General features: G+C 65.5%; 26 protein-coding genes. 1 reads left to right on the forward strand and 25 read right to left on the reverse strand.

The features are described 5' to 3' along the window. Positions 1-10 precede the first annotated feature (10 nt). Positions 11-1,585 carry an AMP-binding protein gene (locus ACP699_RS07785; protein ID WP_426170432.1) on the forward strand — a complete coding sequence of 525 codons (1,575 nt, stop codon included), beginning with the start codon at positions 11-13 and terminating at the stop codon, positions 1,583-1,585. 71 nt (positions 1,586-1,656) lie between these two features. Here ACP699_RS07785 and rplQ read toward each other — a convergent pair whose 3' ends face one another. The 25 genes from rplQ to rpsS form a co-directional block, all read right to left on the reverse strand. Beyond that, positions 1,657-2,217 carry a 50S ribosomal protein L17 gene (gene rplQ / locus ACP699_RS07790; protein ID WP_055865573.1) on the reverse strand — a complete coding sequence of 187 codons (561 nt, stop codon included), beginning with the start codon at positions 2,215-2,217 and terminating at the stop codon, positions 1,657-1,659. A 33-nt stretch (positions 2,218-2,250) separates the two neighbouring features. Further along, complete coding sequence (locus ACP699_RS07795) at positions 2,251-3,240, reverse strand: DNA-directed RNA polymerase subunit alpha (protein WP_017829188.1); 990 nt, start codon at positions 3,238-3,240, stop codon at positions 2,251-2,253. Positions 3,241-3,374: 134 nt separating this feature from the next. Beyond that, entirely contained in the window at positions 3,375-3,773 is a 399-nt protein-coding gene (gene rpsK / locus ACP699_RS07800; RefSeq protein ID WP_017829189.1) for a 30S ribosomal protein S11, read from the reverse strand. A gap of 31 nt (positions 3,774-3,804) precedes the next feature. Further along, entirely contained in the window at positions 3,805-4,179 is a 375-nt protein-coding gene (rpsM, locus tag ACP699_RS07805; protein WP_017829190.1) for a 30S ribosomal protein S13, read from the reverse strand. Positions 4,180-4,358: 179 nt separating this feature from the next. Then, positions 4,359-4,475, reverse strand: a complete 117-nt coding sequence (gene rpmJ, locus ACP699_RS07810; protein WP_005050492.1) for a 50S ribosomal protein L36 — start codon at positions 4,473-4,475, stop codon at positions 4,359-4,361. 64 nt (positions 4,476-4,539) lie between these two features. Continuing rightward, on the reverse strand, positions 4,540-4,761 hold the full coding sequence (gene infA / locus ACP699_RS07815) for a translation initiation factor IF-1 (protein WP_017201569.1): 222 nt from the start codon (positions 4,759-4,761) through the stop codon (positions 4,540-4,542). A 164-nt stretch (positions 4,762-4,925) separates the two neighbouring features. Continuing rightward, on the reverse strand, positions 4,926-5,594 hold the full coding sequence (locus ACP699_RS07820) for a DsbA family protein (RefSeq protein WP_017829191.1): 669 nt from the start codon (positions 5,592-5,594) through the stop codon (positions 4,926-4,928). Next, on the reverse strand, positions 5,594-6,445 hold the full coding sequence (gene map, locus ACP699_RS07825; RefSeq protein ID WP_055865579.1) for a type I methionyl aminopeptidase: 852 nt from the start codon (positions 6,443-6,445) through the stop codon (positions 5,594-5,596). Before map ends, ACP699_RS07820 begins: the two co-directional genes overlap by 1 nt. A gap of 1 nt (position 6,446) precedes the next feature. Continuing rightward, on the reverse strand, positions 6,447-7,052 hold the full coding sequence (locus ACP699_RS07830) for an adenylate kinase (protein ID WP_055865582.1): 606 nt from the start codon (positions 7,050-7,052) through the stop codon (positions 6,447-6,449). Continuing rightward, the gene (secY, locus tag ACP699_RS07835) at positions 7,049-8,371 is read right to left on the reverse strand and encodes a preprotein translocase subunit SecY (RefSeq protein WP_017829194.1); all 1,323 of its coding nucleotides are present in this window, start codon (positions 8,369-8,371) and stop codon (positions 7,049-7,051) included. The genes ACP699_RS07830 and secY overlap by 4 nt, the downstream gene beginning before the upstream one ends. A gap of 183 nt (positions 8,372-8,554) precedes the next feature. After that, positions 8,555-9,190, reverse strand: a complete 636-nt coding sequence (gene rplO / locus ACP699_RS07840; protein WP_426170439.1) for a 50S ribosomal protein L15 — start codon at positions 9,188-9,190, stop codon at positions 8,555-8,557. Then, the gene (gene rpmD, locus ACP699_RS07845) at positions 9,190-9,375 is read right to left on the reverse strand and encodes a 50S ribosomal protein L30 (RefSeq protein WP_017201575.1); all 186 of its coding nucleotides are present in this window, start codon (positions 9,373-9,375) and stop codon (positions 9,190-9,192) included. The genes rplO and rpmD overlap by 1 nt, the downstream gene beginning before the upstream one ends. After that, positions 9,375-10,052, reverse strand: coding sequence for a 30S ribosomal protein S5 (gene rpsE, locus ACP699_RS07850; RefSeq protein WP_017829196.1), 678 nt, complete (start codon positions 10,050-10,052; stop codon positions 9,375-9,377). The genes rpmD and rpsE overlap by 1 nt, the downstream gene beginning before the upstream one ends. Positions 10,053-10,072: 20 nt before the next feature. Then, positions 10,073-10,432, reverse strand: a complete 360-nt coding sequence (gene rplR, locus ACP699_RS07855) for a 50S ribosomal protein L18 (protein WP_017201578.1) — start codon at positions 10,430-10,432, stop codon at positions 10,073-10,075. Between the two features lie 2 nt (positions 10,433-10,434). After that, complete coding sequence (rplF, locus tag ACP699_RS07860) at positions 10,435-10,971, reverse strand: 50S ribosomal protein L6 (protein ID WP_055865585.1); 537 nt, start codon at positions 10,969-10,971, stop codon at positions 10,435-10,437. Between the two features lie 6 nt (positions 10,972-10,977). Further along, positions 10,978-11,376: a 30S ribosomal protein S8 gene (gene rpsH, locus ACP699_RS07865; protein WP_017829198.1), complete on the reverse strand. Its 399-nt coding sequence runs from the start codon at positions 11,374-11,376 to the stop codon at positions 10,978-10,980. Between the two features lie 132 nt (positions 11,377-11,508). After that, on the reverse strand, positions 11,509-12,099 hold the full coding sequence (rplE, locus tag ACP699_RS07870; RefSeq protein WP_017829199.1) for a 50S ribosomal protein L5: 591 nt from the start codon (positions 12,097-12,099) through the stop codon (positions 11,509-11,511). Then, positions 12,099-12,458, reverse strand: coding sequence for a 50S ribosomal protein L24 (gene rplX, locus ACP699_RS07875; RefSeq protein ID WP_017829200.1), 360 nt, complete (start codon positions 12,456-12,458; stop codon positions 12,099-12,101). Before rplX ends, rplE begins: the two co-directional genes overlap by 1 nt. A 2-nt stretch (positions 12,459-12,460) precedes the next feature. Then, complete coding sequence (gene rplN / locus ACP699_RS07880; RefSeq protein ID WP_017201583.1) at positions 12,461-12,829, reverse strand: 50S ribosomal protein L14; 369 nt, start codon at positions 12,827-12,829, stop codon at positions 12,461-12,463. Continuing rightward, entirely contained in the window at positions 12,826-13,158 is a 333-nt protein-coding gene (gene rpsQ / locus ACP699_RS07885) for a 30S ribosomal protein S17 (protein ID WP_017829201.1), read from the reverse strand. The genes rplN and rpsQ overlap by 4 nt, the downstream gene beginning before the upstream one ends. After that, on the reverse strand, positions 13,158-13,475 hold the full coding sequence (gene rpmC, locus ACP699_RS07890; protein ID WP_017829202.1) for a 50S ribosomal protein L29: 318 nt from the start codon (positions 13,473-13,475) through the stop codon (positions 13,158-13,160). Before rpmC ends, rpsQ begins: the two co-directional genes overlap by 1 nt. Next, on the reverse strand, positions 13,475-13,894 hold the full coding sequence (gene rplP / locus ACP699_RS07895) for a 50S ribosomal protein L16 (RefSeq protein ID WP_017829203.1): 420 nt from the start codon (positions 13,892-13,894) through the stop codon (positions 13,475-13,477). Before rplP ends, rpmC begins: the two co-directional genes overlap by 1 nt. Further along, positions 13,894-14,649: a 30S ribosomal protein S3 gene (rpsC, locus tag ACP699_RS07900; protein ID WP_017201587.1), complete on the reverse strand. Its 756-nt coding sequence runs from the start codon at positions 14,647-14,649 to the stop codon at positions 13,894-13,896. Before rpsC ends, rplP begins: the two co-directional genes overlap by 1 nt. Then, the gene (gene rplV, locus ACP699_RS07905; protein ID WP_017829204.1) at positions 14,649-15,047 is read right to left on the reverse strand and encodes a 50S ribosomal protein L22; all 399 of its coding nucleotides are present in this window, start codon (positions 15,045-15,047) and stop codon (positions 14,649-14,651) included. The genes rpsC and rplV overlap by 1 nt, the downstream gene beginning before the upstream one ends. Beyond that, positions 15,047-15,328: a 30S ribosomal protein S19 gene (rpsS, locus tag ACP699_RS07910; protein WP_017829205.1), complete on the reverse strand. Its 282-nt coding sequence runs from the start codon at positions 15,326-15,328 to the stop codon at positions 15,047-15,049. Before rpsS ends, rplV begins: the two co-directional genes overlap by 1 nt. Positions 15,329-15,340 lie beyond the last annotated feature (12 nt).

Consider the following 15,340-nt stretch of genomic DNA (forward strand, 5'->3'; position numbering starts at 1 on the left):
AGGAGATCGCATGGTTCGCAGTACTTATCCCGATGTGGAGATCCCCGAGGTCTCCATCCACGACTTCCTGTTCGGCGACCTCTCCGAAGCCGAGCTCGACACCGTAGCCCTCGTCGACGGGATGAGCGGGGCGACCACCACTTACCGGCAGCTCGTCGGGCAGATCGATCTGTTCGCCGGTGCCCTCGCGGCGCGCGGTGTCGGAGTGGGCACCACGGTCGGTGTGCTCTGCCCGAACGTCCCCGCGTTCGCCACCGTGTTCCACGGCATCCTTCGCGCGGGCGCCACGGCCACCACCATCAACTCGCTCTACACGGCAGACGAGATCGCGAACCAGCTCACCGATGCGGGCGCGACCTGGCTCGTGACCGTGTCGCCTTTGCTTCCCGGTGCACAGGCCGCCGCCGAGAGGCTCGGATTCGACGCCGACCACGTCATCGTGCTCGACGGCGCCGAAGGCCACCCCTCCCTCCCGGCGCTTCTCGGTGAGGGGCGCCAGGCACCGGACGTGTCGTTCGACCCGTCGACGCATCTGGCCGTCCTCCCCTATTCCTCGGGAACGACCGGACGCCCCAAGGGCGTGATGCTCACCCACCGGAACCTGGTCGCCAACGTGTCCCAGTGCCAGCCGGTGCTCGGCGTCGATGCGAGCGATCGCGTGCTGGCCGTGCTGCCCTTCTTCCACATCTACGGCATGACGGTGCTGCTGAACTTCGCGCTGCGCCAGCGGGCCGGGCTCGTGACGATGCCGAGGTTCGACCTCCCCGAGTTCCTGCGCATCATCGCCGAGCACCGCACGAGCTGGGTCTTCGTCGCTCCCCCGATCGCCGTCGCCCTCGCGAAGCACCCGATCGTCGACCAGTACGACCTCTCGGCGGTGAAGGTCATCTTCTCCGGCGCCGCCCCTCTCGACGGCACGCTGGCATCCGCCGTCGCGAACCGCCTGGGCTGCATCGTCACCCAGGGCTACGGCATGACCGAGACCAGCCCCGCCGTGAATCTGATCTCCGAAGCGCGCACCGAAATCGACCGCTCGACCATCGGCCCGCTCGTACCGAACACCGAGGCACGACTCGTCGACCCCGACTCGGGTGAAGACGTGGCGGTGCCCGCAGAGGGTGCGAGCGAGCCCGGCGAGCTGTGGGTGCGCGGACCGCAGGTGATGGTCGGCTACCTCAACCGCCCGGACGCCACGGCCGAGATGCTCGACGCCGACGGCTGGCTGCACACCGGCGATGTCGCCACGGTCACCCACGACGGCATCTACCGGATCGTCGACCGGCTCAAGGAACTCATCAAGTACAAGGGCTATCAGGTCGCGCCGGCCGTGCTGGAGGCGGTGCTGCTCGAGCACCCCGCCATCGCGGACGCCGCGGTGATCGGCGCGTTCGATGACGATGGGCAGGAGGTGCCCAAGGCCTTCGTCGTGCGACAGCCGGATGCCGACCTCGACGCCGACGCGGTCATGGCGCACGTCACCTCGCACGTCGCGCCGCACGAGAAGGTGCGGCAGGTGGAGTTCATCGACGTGATCCCGAAGTCGAGCTCGGGGAAGATCCTGCGCAAAGACCTTCGCGCCCGCTGAGAACACCGCCGGATACACGAAGAAGCCCGCCATCCCTTACGGGGTGGCGGGCTTCTTCGTGAGTGAAGTGCTTACTCGGACTTCTTCTCGACAGCGTCCTCGGCGGCAGCCTCGGCTGCTTCGCCCTCGGCCTGCGACTCGGCGCCGGCGTCGACGGTCTCCTCGGCGGGAGCCTCCTCGACCGGAGCCTCCTCGACGACCTCGGCCGGCTTCTCAGCCTTCTCGGCCTTGGGAGCGGCAGCAGCCTTCTTGGCCGACTTCGCCTTCGGGGTGACGGGCTCGAGAACGAGCTCGATCACGGCCATCGGAGCATTGTCGCCCTTGCGGTTGCCGACCTTCGTGATGCGGGTGTAGCCACCCTCACGGTCAGCGACGAGCGGCGCGATCTCGGAGAACAGGACGTGCACGACTTCCTTGTCACCGATGACCGACAGCACGCGACGACGCGCGTGCAGGTCGCCACGCTTGGCGAAGGTGATCAGACGCTCGGCGAGCGGGCGAAGGCGCTTGGCCTTGGTCTCGGTCGTCTTGATCGACTTGTGGGTGTAGAGCGCCGCCGCGAGGTTGGCAAGCATCAGGCGCTCGTGTGCGGGGCCGCCTCCGAGGCGGGGACCCTTAGTGGGCTTGGGCATAATCGTCTAGCTCCTGGTCAGAAAGGTCGGGTATCAGAAGGACTCGTCTTCGCTGCCGCCGTAGAAGTGGGCGCCGTCGAAACCGGGCACCGAATCCTTGAGCGACAGACCGAGCGAGATGAGCTTGTCGCGCACCTCGTCGACCGACTTCTGGCCGAAATTGCGGATGTTCATGAGCTGCGTCTCCGACAGGGCGACGAGCTCAGAAACGGTGTTGATGCCCTCACGCTTCAGGCAGTTGTACGAGCGGACCGACAGGTCGAGGTCCTCGATCGGCATCGACAGCTCGCTGGAGTTCACTGCCTCCACCGGCGCCGGGCCGATCTCGATGCCCTCGGCCTCGACGTTCAGCTCGCGGGCGAGACCGAACAGCTCGGTGAGCGTCTTGGCAGCCGAAGCGACGGCGTCGCGGGGGCTGATCGCCGACTTGGTCTCGACGTCGAGGACGAGCTTGTCGAAGTCGGTGCGCTCCCCGGCACGGGTCGCGTCGACGCGGTAGCTGACCTTGAGGACCGGCGAGTAGATCGAGTCGATCGGAATCTGACCGGCCTCGGCGTACTCGTTGCGGTTCTGCGTCGCCGAGACGTAGCCACGGCCACGCTCGATCGTGAGCTCGAGCTCGAACTTCGCGGTCTCGTTGAGGGTCGCGATGACGAGCTCGGGGTTCTGGATCTCGACACCGGCCGGAGCCGAGATGTCAGCGGCGGTGACTTCGCCCGAACCGGTCTTGCGCAGGTACGCGGTGATGGGCTCATCGCGCTCCGACGAGACGACGAGCTGCTTGATGTTGAGGATGATCTCGGTGACATCCTCCTTCACGCCGGGGATGGTGCTGAACTCGTGCAGCACGCCGTCGATGCGAACGCTGGTGACAGCAGCACCGGGGATCGACGACAGCAGGCTGCGGCGCAGCGCGTTGCCGATCGTGTAACCGAAGCCAGGCTCCAGAGGCTCGATGATGAACCGGCTACGGTTCTCGACGATCTTTTCCTCGGTCAGTGTGGGACGCTGTGCAATAAGCACTCTGTGTTCCTTTCGATCACATGCCCGCTATATGACATGTGGTGGGGTGAGGTCTTGAGTTGTGGAAGTCGATGCCCGCACGCGGGCGTCGAGCCGCTCGGACCACGGAGGGACCGAGCGGCTCGACACGCGAATCAGACGCGGCGACGCTTCGGCGGACGGCAGCCGTTGTGCGCCTGCGGGGTGACGTCCTGGATCGAACCCACCTCGAGGCCGGCGGCCTGCAGCGAGCGGATCGCGGTCTCGCGGCCGGAGCCCGGACCCTTCACGAGGACATCGACCTTCTTGACGCCGTGCTCCGCAGCCTGGCGGGCTGCCGACTCGGCAGCCATGCCGGCGGCGTACGGGGTCGACTTGCGGGAGCCCTTGAAGCCCACGCCACCCGACGAAGCCCAGGCGATGACGGCGCCGGACGGGTCGGTGATCGAGACGATGGTGTTGTTGAACGTCGACTTGATGTGGGCCTGGCCCAGCGCGATGTTCTTCTTTTCCTTGCGGCGCGGCTTGCGCGCGGCGGCCTTGGGTGCAGCCATGAAAGTGTTCTCCTAGTCCCTGAGGCCGCGCTTAGCGGGCCTTCTTCTTGCCTGCGACGGTGCGCTTCGGGCCCTTGCGGGTACGGGCGTTGGTCTTGGTGCGCTGACCACGGACCGGGAGACCACGACGGTGGCGGATGCCCTCGTAGGAGCCGATCTCGACCTTGCGGCGGATGTCTGCTGCAACCTCGCGGCGCAGGTCACCCTCCACCTTGTAGTTGCCTTCGATGTGGTCGCGGAGGGCGATCAGCTGGTCGTCGCTGAGGTCCTTCACGCGGATGCTCTCGTCGATCTCCGTCGCCTTGAGGATCTCGACCGAGCGGGTACGGCCGACGCCGTAGATGTAGGTAAGGGCGATCACCACGCGCTTGTCGCGCGGGATGTCAACGCCGGCAAGACGTGCCATGCGGTTCTCCTGGGTGTTGTGGAGGTATGGAACAGGATCGGTGCCCGGGCCTCCGCCCGAGGTGTCCCCCGCTTGCGCGGGTTCTGATCCTGCCGTTGTGTGTTTTCAGTTGTGAGATGTGCGTGAGCGATGCCGCGCAGCTCAGGCCCGTCGAACGGATCGGCGGGCCCGCCGGGGACTCAGCCCTGGCGCTGCTTGTGACGCGGGTTGCTCTTGCAGATCACCATGACGCGGCCGTGACGGCGGATCACCTTGCAGTGATCGCAGATGGGCTTGACGCTGGGGTTGACCTTCATGATGTTTCCTGTTCGCTGTCTTCGTACCGCCCCGGACAGGGGCAGGCCGTTACTTCTCGACCGATCAGCGGTAGCGGTAGACGATACGGCCGCGGGTCAGGTCGTAGGGGCTGAGCTCCACGACCACACGGTCCTCGGGGATGATACGGATGTAGTTCTGCCGCATCTTGCCGGAGATCGTTGCAAGGACCTTGTGCCCGTTGCTGAGCTCAACGCGGAACATCGCGTTGGGCAGAGCCTCGGAGATCACGCCCTCGATCTCGATGACACCGTCTTTCTTAGCCATAGCCTCGCTGACGCTTCTGCAGATCGGTCGATCTGCGGTGGGTGGTTGGTTTGTGGTGCTGCACCGCCGGACACGCCGAATCAAGGCACAAAGCACCAAAGATCTATGTTAGACGCTCCGGAGCCATCCGGCAACTTGACCGCCAGAGGCGGGAAGCCGCCGGCTCAGCTGATCAGGTCGGTGAACTTCTTCAGGTCGGCCTGGTCCTGCAGGTTGAGGCGCGTGCCGTTGATGTCCACCGTCGGCGTACCGGCGATCTCGTGGGACTTCGCCTGCGCGGCACCGAACTTGCGGTACGTCTCGTCGGTGATGCAGGAGACCGCGTCATCCGCACCCACCTGGGTCGCGAAGCCGGCGAGCTGGTCGTTGGTCAGACCGGAAGAGTTCTCCGCGGGCTGGTTCTCGAACAGCGTCTTGGCGAAGTCGAGGTACAGCTCGGGGTTCGACTCGGCGACGCAGAACGCGGCACCGGCCGAGCGCGAGGAGAATTCCGTTCCCTGCGAGAAGCGGTCGAGGATCGCGATGGGGTGGTACTCGAGGGTGATGCGGCCGTCGGCGGCCGCGGCCTCGAGCTGGGGGCCGAACTGGTCCTCGAAGGTCTTGCACACGGGGCACTGGAAGTCGACGAACACGGCGATGGTGTCTTCCCCGTCGCCGAACGAGATCGCGCCGGTCTCCGGGTCGAAGGTGTCGTTCGCGGTGGGCGCCACGCCAGGCGACGTGGCCTGGTTGTTGAGGAACACCACGAGTCCACCGATCGCCACCAGCACCACGACGACGGCGATCGAGACGCCGATCGCGAACCAGTTGGTGTTGCTCTTCGCCGCTGCCATTACTTTCCGATCTCTCGAGGCTCGACCCCGAACGGGGCGAGTCCGGCTCTTCCACCATCGGGCGCAGTCAGCACCCAGATACCCCCATCATGCAGGGCGACGCTATGTTCCCAATGGGAGCCGTCCGTGCCGTCCACCGTCGTGACGGTCCAGTCGTCCTCTTCGATGAAGGTCGCATCTCCGCCGGCGGTGACCATCGGCTCGATGGCGAGCACGAGTCCGGGCTTCACGTCTTCGCCGCGGTCGGGGGTGCGGTAGTTGAAGACGCTGGGGGCCTCATGCATCTTGCGACCGATGCCGTGACCGACGTACTCGCGCAGGATCCCGTAGGGCTCGCCGGAGACCGCGGACGGCCCCTGTGCCTCGATGTAGTCCTGGATGGCCGCACCGATCTCGTCGATCGACGATACGGACGCCATGGCCGCGATTCCCGCCCACAGAGAGCCTTCGGTGACGCGGGAGAGCTCTTCACGGCGTGCGACCAGCTCAGGCCGCTCCGGGTCGGGCACGACCACGGTGATCGCGCTGTCGCCGTTCCATCCGCGGAACTGCGCGCCGCAGTCGACCGACACGATGTCGCCGGGCTGCAGCACCCGCTCCCCCGGGATGCCGTGGACGACCTGCTCGTTCACCGAGATGCAGGTGGTGTGGTGGTAGCCGCGCACCAGCTGGAAGTTCGACTCAGCGCCACGGGCGAGGATCGTGCGGTTCGCCACCGTGTCGAGCTCGAGCGTGGTGACGCCGGCCTTGATCAGCGGGCGGACGGCATCCAGTGCCGCGGCCGTGATGAGCCCGGGCTCGACCATGGCTCGCAGCTGAGCCGGGGTCTTGTAGATCGACCGGCGGAACATCTCAGGAGGCGGAGGCCGCGAGACGCAGGCCGCGCGCCGTCAGCGCCTCGCCGATGCGCTCGGTGATCTCGTCGAGCGAACCCACACCGTCGATGCGGTCGACGATGCCCTTGGCGCCGTAGACCTCGAGGATCGGGGCGGTCTCGCGCTCGTAGATGTCGAGACGGTGGCCGATGGCCTCCGGGGTGTCGTCGGAGCGGCCCTGCTCGGTCGCACGGAGCGTCAGACGCTGCAGGCTCTCCTCACGCGGCACGTCGAGGAGGATGACGGCGTCGAGCGCCTGCCCCCGCTCGGCGAGGAACGACTCGAGGTGGGCGACCTGCGCGGTGTTGCGCGGGTAGCCGTCGAGGAGGAACCCGTGAGCGGCGTCTTCCTGCGACAGGCGGTCGCGCACGATCTCGCTGGTCAGCTCATCCGGGACGAGGTCACCCTTGTCGAGGATCGCCGTGACCTGCTGGCCGAGGGGCGTCCCCTCCTTGATGTTCGCGCGGAAGATGTCGCCGGTCGAGACGACCGGGATGCCGTAGGACTCGGCGATGCGCACGCCCTGCGTGCCCTTGCCGGAGCCCTGCGGGCCGACGATGAGAAGACGTGCGGATGCTGTCATCGGAGGAGCCCTTCGTAGTGTCGCTGCTGCAGCTGCGCGTCGATCTGCTTGACCGTCTCGAGACCCACACCGACGATGATGAGGATCGACGCACCACCGAACGGGAAGTTCTGGTTGGCGCCGACGGTGGCCAGAGCGATGAGCGGGATGAGCGCGATCAGACCGAGGTACAGGGAGCCCGGAAGCGTGATGCGGGTGAGCACGTAGTCGAGGTACTCGGCCGTCGGGCGGCCCGCACGGATGCCGGGGATGAACCCGCCGTACTTCTTCATGTTGTCCGCGACCTCGACCGGGTTGAACGTGATCGCCACGTAGAAGTACGTGAACCCGATGATCAGCAGGAAGTACGCGGCCATGTAGACCGGGCTGTTGCCCGTGGTGAAGTTCGTCGTGATCCAGGTCACCCAGGCAGCCGGAGTCGATCCGTCCTGCGGGGTGTTGAACTGCGCGATGAGTGCCGGGATGTACAGCAACGACGAGGCGAAGATCACGGGGATCACACCCGCCATGTTCACCTTGATCGGGATGTAGGTGTTCGTGCCCCCGTAGGTGCGCCGACCGACCATGCGCTTGGCGTACTGCACCGGGATGCGTCGCTGGGACTGCTCGACGAACACGACGAGCCCCATCACGATGATTCCGACCAGCAGAACGAGCAGGAAGACCTCGAAGCCCTTGCTCTCCCAGATCGTCCACATCGCGCCGGGGAACGTCGCGGCGATCGAGGTGAAGATGAGCAGCGACATGCCGTTGCCGATGCCGCGCTCGGTGACGAGCTCGGCGAACCACATGATCAGACCGGTACCGGCCGTCATCGCCATGATGATGAGCAGCTGTGCCCACCACACGTCGTTCGTCAGGAGCTGCTGGCAGGCCGCGAGATCGGTCGTGCCGAAGAGCTGACCGCTGCGCGCGACCGTGACGAGAGTCGTCGACTGGAGCAGCGCGAGGGCGATGGTGAGGTAACGCGTGTACTGGGTCAGACGGGCCTGGCCGGCCTGTCCTTCCTTGTGCAGCGCCTCGAAGTGCGGGATGACCACGCGCAGGAGCTGCGTGATGATCGTCGCGGTGATGTACGGCATGACGCCGAGCGCGAAGATCGACAGCTGCAGCAGCGCGCCGCCGGAGAAGAGGTTGACCAGTCCGAGCAGGCCATCTGTGCCCGCGTTGGCGGCGAGACACTCTTCGACGTTCGGGAAGTTCACGAACGGCGCCGGCACGTTGGAACCGAGCCGGTAGATCGCAACGATGGCGAGAGTGAAACCGATCTTCCGACGCAGGTCGGGGGTGCGGAAGATCCGCGCGATGGCGCTAAACAAGGACGTTCCTCCTGAAAAGGTTGCCGATTCCCGAAGGACGGCTGAAAGACCAGGGTAACGCAAACCGGGCTTCCCGGAATTCGCCACCGATACCAGGCCCGCCGGATGCGGCCCCAGAGCGAGGTCTCGGAGTGTGAAACCACAAGAGGGGCCGGAGATTCTCCGGCCCCTCTTGCTGTGCGGTTACTTGACGGATCCGCCAGCCGCGACGATCTTCTGCTCGGCAGAACCCGAGACCTTGTCGACCGAAACGGTGAGCTTCACGGCGATGTCGCCGTTTCCGAGAACCTTGACCTTCTCGTTCTTGCGAACGGCACCCTTGGCGACCAGGTCGCCGATGGTGACATCGCCACCCTTCGGGTACAGCTCCGCGAGCTTCTCCAGGTTCACGACCTGGTACTCCACGCGGAACGGGTTCTTGAACCCGCGCAGCTTCGGGGTGCGCATGTGCAGAGGCATCTGCCCACCCTCGAAGCCGACGCGAACGGTGTTGCGCGCCTTGGTGCCCTTGGTTCCACGACCAGCGGTCTTACCCTTGGAGCCCTCACCACGGCCGACGCGAGTCTTGGCGGTGTTGGATCCGGGGACGGGACGCAGGTGGTGCACCTTCAGCACGCCGGGGCGGGATGCCGGAGCATCCTTCGCAGGCGTTGCCTTCTTGGCAGCCGGCTTCTTGGCAGCGCCATCATCCTTGGCGGCAGCGGCAGCGGTCTTGGCCGGAGCCTTCTTCGCAGCCGGCTTCTTCTCGGCAGCAGCCTTGGGAGCTGCAGCCTTCTTCGTGGCCTTCTCAGCCTCGACGGCCTCGTTCTTCTCAGCCATTAGTCGATCTCCTCAACCTTGACGAGGTGTGCGACGGTCTTGACGTAACCGCGCGTCTGCGCGTCGTCGGGGCGAACGGTGGTGTCACCGATCCGCTTCAGACCGAGGCTGCGCAGCGTGTCACGCTGGTTCTGCTTCTCGCTCACCTTGGACTTGATCTGCGTGACCTTCAGTCGCGCGGCCATCAGGCACCTACCTTCTGTGCGGCGATGGCCTCGGCCTCGGCGCGCACGAGACGCGCAGGGGCGACCTGGTCGAACTCGAGGCCACGACGTGCGGCGACCGCACGAGGCTCCTCGAGCTGCTTCAGGGCGGTGACCGTCGCGTGCACGATGTTGATCGTGTTCGACGAGCCGAGCGACTTCGACAGCACGTCGTGGATTCCGGCGCACTCGAGCACGGCGCGGACGGGACCACCGGCGATAACACCGGTACCGGCAGCGGCCGGACGGAGCAGGACCACACCAGCGGCGGCCTCACCCTGCACGGGGTGCGGGATGGTGCTGCCGACGCGCGGCACGCGGAAGAAGTTGCGCTTGGCCTCTTCGACACCCTTCGAGATCGCCAGAGGGACCTCGCGAGCCTTGCCGTAACCGACACCGACCAGACCGTTGCCGTCACCGACGACCACGAGGGCGGTGAAGCTGAAGCGACGACCACCCTTCACGACCTTCGAGACGCGGTTGATGGTGACGACGCGCTCCAGGAACTGGTTGTCGCCACGGTCACGCGAGTTGCGGTCACGACCGCCACCCTGGTTGCGGTCACGACCGCCGCGGCGGCCATCACGCGAATCGCGAGCCGGCTCAGCCTGCGTGGTGCCGGCAGCCGTCTCGGAAGTGGCAGCAGCCGCTTCGGTCACTTCGTTCTCCTTGTTGTCACTCACAGTGCCAGACCCCCCTCGCGGGCGCCGTCGGCGATGGCGGCGACACGACCGGCGTAGCGGTTGCCGCCACGGTCGAACACTGCCTCGGAAACGCCGGCAGCCTTCGCACGCTCGGCGAGGAGCTCGCCGACCTTGCGGGCCTTGGCGGTCTTGTCACCCTCGAGCGAACGCAGGTCGGTCTCGAGCGTCGATGCCGACGCCACGGTGTGACCCTTGCTGTCGTCGACCAGCTGCACGAAGACGTGGCGGGCCGAGCGGTTGACGACGAGACGCGGACGCGCCTCGGTGCCGACGACCTTCTTGCGAAGGCGGGCGTGACGACGCGCGCGGGCGTCAGACTTTGACTTGAGAGCCATGGTTACTTACCACTCTTTCCGGCCTTGCGACGCACGTTCTCGCCGGCGTAGCGCACACCCTTGCCCTTGTACGGCTCGGGCTTGCGGATCTTGCGGATGTTCGCAGCTGCCTCACCGACAGCCTGCTTGTCGATCCCGCTGACGGTGAGCTTGGTGGTGCCCTCGACCGTGAGCGTGATGCCGGCGGGCGGGTCGATCAGGACCGGGTGCGAGAAGCCGAGAGCGAACTCGACCGAGTTGCCCTTCTGCTGCACGCGGTAACCGGTGCCGACGACCTCGAGACCCTTGGTGTAGCCCTGGGTCACGCCGATGATGTTGTTGTTGATGAGCGTGCGGGTCAGGCCGTGAAGCGACCGCGACTCGCGCTCGTCGTCGGGACGGGAGACCAGAACCTGGTTCTCCTCGACCGCGACCTCGATGGGGCTGGCCACCGTGAGGGTGAGTTCACCCTTGGGGCCCTTCACCGCGACCTCACGGCCGTCGACCGAAACGGTCACGCCCGCAGGAACGTCGATGGGAAGTCGTCCGATACGCGACATTTCGAATTACCACACGTAGGCGAGAACTTCTCCGCCCACGCCCTTCTGCTCAGCCTGACGGTCGGTGAGAAGACCGGAGGAAGTGGACAGGATTGCCACGCCAAGGCCGCCGAGGACCGTGGGAAGCTCGGTGGACTTCGCGTAGACGCGGAGGCCGGGCTTCGAGACGCGCTTGATACCAGCGATCGAGCGTTCGCGGTTCGGGCCGTACTTCAGCGTCAGCGTGAGGTTCTTCCCGACGCGAGCGTCAGAGGTCTCCCAACCGGCGATGTAGCCCTCCTGCTGGAGGATCTGAGCGATGTGCGTCTTGAGCTTGCTCGACGGCAGGGTCACAGAATCGTGGTGCGCCGAGTTCGCGTTGCGCAGACGGGTCAGCAGATCTGCGACCGGGTCTGTCATTGTCATTGTTGATTTCCTTTGTTCATGAGGTTCCGGCTGCCGTTACACGACAGACGGCCTGCGATGACACGCAATTTTCAATTGTACGTGCACATCGACGGGCTCAGTGACACGAGACCACTGAGCCCGTCAAGGTTGTTACGCCTGTGCGTCTTCCGAGCGGAACGGGAAGCCGAGGTGGCGGAGCAGTGCCCGACCCTCGTCATCCGTCTTCGCGGTGGTGACGACGGTGATGTCGAAACCGCGAACCCGGTCAATCTTGTCCTGATCGATCTCGTGGAACACGCTCTGCTCCTGGAGACCGAAGGTGTAGTTGCCGTTGCCGTCGAACTGCTTGGCCGAGAGACCGCGGAAGTCGCGGATACGGGGCAGTGCGAGCGAGACGAGGCGATCCACGAACTCCCACGCGCGGTCACCACGGAGGGTGACGTGCGCGCCGATGGCCTGACCCTCACGCAGCTTGAACTGCGCGATGGACTTGCGAGCCTTCGTGACGATCGGCTTCTGGCCAGTGATCTTGGTGAGATCCTCGACCGCGCCATCGATCACCTTGCTGTCGCGAGCTGCCTCGCCGACACCGGTGTTCACGACGACCTTGACCAGTCCGGGGATCTGCATGACGTTCGCGTAACCGAACTCTTCCTGCATCGCCTTCTTGATCTCGGCGTTGTACTTCGCCTTCAGGCGGGGCTGGATCTTGCCAGCCACCGCGGCGTCGGTGCTTGCCATCAGAGGTCCTTACCGCTCTTCTTCGCGTAGCGCACGCGGACGGTGCGCTTCACGCCGTCCTTCGTCTGCTCCTCGACCCGGTGGCCGACCTTGGTCGGCTTCTTGGTCGAGGGGTCGACGAGTGCGACGTTCGAGATGTGGATGGAGGCTTCGACGGTCTCGATGCCTCCGGTCTTGGTGCCACGCTGCGTCTGTCCGACGCGGGTGTGCTTGGTGACGTAGTTCACGCCTTCGACGATGACGCGGTTCTTCTCGGCAAGGACGTCGAGGACCTTGCCCTGCTTGCCGCGGTCGCCGCCACGCTCCTGCGTGGCACCGGTGATGACCTGAACCAGGTCACCCTTCTTGATCTTCGCCATGATTAGATGACCTCCGGCGCCAGCGAGACGATCTTCATGAACTTCTTGTCACGAAGCTCACGACCGACCGGCCCGAAGATACGGGTGCCGCGGGGCTCCCCGTCGTTCTTCAGGATCACTGCGGCGTTCTCGTCGAACTTGATGTAGGAGCCGTCCGGACGACGGACCTCCTTCTTGGTGCGGACGATGACCGCCTTGACGACGTCGCCCTTCTTCACGTTGCCACCGGGGATCGCGTCCTTGACGGTCGCGACGATGGTGTCGCCGAGGCCCGCGTAACGACGCTTCGAGCCACCGAGAACGCGGATGGTGAGCAGCTCCTTGGCGCCGGTGTTGTCGGCGACCTTGAGTCGGGATTCCTGCTGAATCACTTGGCCTTCTCCAGAATCTCCACCAGGCGCCAGCGCTTCGTGGCGCTCAGCGGGCGGGTCTCGTTGATCAGGACCAGGTCGCCGATGCCGGCGGAGTTCGCCTCATCGTGCGCCTTGACCTTCGAGGTGCGGCGGATGACCTTGCCGTAAAGCGGGTGCTTCACGCGGTCCTCGACCTCGACCACGATGGTCTTGTCCATCTTGTCGCTGACGACGTAGCCGCGACGTGCCTTGCGGTAACCGCGGGCAGCGGCGTCGCGGACGTCGTGCTCGGACGACTCGTGTCCTGCGGCCTGCGTCTCCACAGTCGCTTCCTTCTTGGTGGCCATCACTCAGCCTCTTCCTTCACGGCGTCGTCGGCGGAGTCCGCCTTCTTCGCCTTCGACTTGGTCGCCTTCTTGGCCGGAGCCTCGACCGGAGCAGGCGTCGCACGGATGCCCAGCTCGCGTTCGCGGATCACGGTGTAGAGGCGCGCGATGTCGCGCTTGACGGCGCGGATGCGGCCGTGGCTCTCCAGCTGGCCGGTGGCCGACTGGAAACGGAGGTTGAACAGCTCCTCCTTGGCCTTGCGCAGCTCCTCAACGAGGCGCTGGTCTTCGAATGTATCGAGCTCTGCCGGGGCGAGCTCCTTGGTGCCGATCGCCATTACGCGTCGCCCTCCTCGCGCTTGATGATGCGTGCCTTGAGCGGCAGCTTGTGAATTGCACGGGTCAGAGCTTCGCGTGCGAGCTCCTCGTCGACACCCGCGACCTCGAAGAGGACACGGCCCGGCTTGACGTTGGCGACCCACCACTCGGGGGAACCCTTACCGGAACCCATGCGGGTTTCGGCAGGCTTCTTCGTGAGCGGACGGTCGGGGTAGATGTTGATCCACACCTTTCCACCACGCTTGATGTGACGGGTCATCGCGATACGAGCGGACTCGATCTGACGGTTCGTCACGTAAGCGGGCGTGAGGGCCTGGATACCGTACTCGCCGAAGGAGACCTTCGTGCCGCCGGTGGCCTGACCCGAGCGACCCGGGTGGTGCTGCTTGCGGAACTTGACCTTACGGGGGATGAGCATTATGCCGACGCTCCTTCTGCGACAGGTGCCTCGTTGCGCGGGGCACGGCGGCGGTCGCCACCACGGTCGTCACGACGAGCCTTGGGTGCGTTGGCCTGCTCGCGAGCGAGCTCCTTCGCGGTCAGGTCGCCCTTGTAGATCCAGACCTTCACGCCGATGCGGCCGAAGGTGGTCTTCGCCTCGTAGAAGCCGTAGTCGATGTTCGCACGAAGCGTGTGCAGCGGCACACGGCCTTCGCGGTAGAACTCCGAACGGCTCATCTCGGCGCCGCCGAGACGGCCGGAGACCTGGATGCGGATGCCCTTGGCGCCGGCGCGCTGAGCGCCCTGCAGACCCTTGCGCATCGCACGACGGAACGCCACACGAGCAGAGAGCTGCTCGGCGATGCCCTGTGCGACGAGCTGAGCGTCGGCCTCGGGGTTCTTGACCTCGAGGATGTTCAGCTGGATCTGCTTGCCCGAGAGCTTCTCGAGGTCGCCGCGAATGCGCTCGGCCTCGGCTCCACGACGACCGATCACGATGCCCGGACGGGCGGTGTGGATGTCGACGCGGACGCGGTCACGGGTGCGCTCGATCTCGATGTTCGAGACACCGGCGCGGTCGAGCTGCGTCTTGAGCAGGTTACGGATCTTGATGTCTTCGGCGACGTAGTCGGCGTAGCGCTGACCCGGCTTCGTCGAGTCAGAGAACCAACGCGAGACGTGGTCCGTCGTGATGCCGAGACGGAAGCCGTACGGGTTTACCTTCTGTCCCATTACTTGCTCGCCTTCTTGTTGCTGTCGCCCGCGGCGGCCGGAGCTGCCTCAGGCGTCGAGAGCACGACCGTGATGTGGCTCGTGCGCTTCTTGATCTGGAAAGCGCGACCCTGTGCACGGGGCTGGAAACGCTTGAGCGTGGTGCCCTCGTCGACGTACGCGTTGGCCACGTACAGGTCCTTCTCGTCGAGGAACTCGCCGTCGCGATCCGCCTTCACCTGCGCGTTGGCCATAGCCGACGCGACAAGCTTGTAGATCGGCTCGCTGGCGCTCTGCTGCGCGAACTTCAGGATCGCGAGAGCTTCCTGTGCCTGCTTGCCCTTGATGAGCGCGACGACACGACGAGCCTTCTGAGGGGTCACGCGGATGTGTCGCACGCGTGCGATCGATTCGACCATTAGCGGCGCCGCCCCTTCTTGTCGTCCTTCTCGTGGCCGCGGAAGGTGCGGGTGGGCGCGAACTCGCCCAGCTTGTGACCGACCATGGTCTCGGACACGAACACAGGGATGTGCTTGCGTCCGTCGTGGACCGCGATCGTGTGACCCAGCATGGCCGGGATGATCATGGACCGACGGGACCAGGTCTTGATGACGTTCTTGGTGCCGGCTTCGTTCTGCACGACCACCTTGCGAAGCAGGTGATCGTCGACGAAGGGGCCCTTCTTAAGACTGCGAGGCATCTTCTCTTACTC

The organism is Microbacterium sp. DWRC1-3 (assembly GCF_049896645.1).
Taxonomy (GTDB): domain Bacteria; phylum Actinomycetota; class Actinomycetes; order Actinomycetales; family Microbacteriaceae; genus Microbacterium; species Microbacterium maritypicum.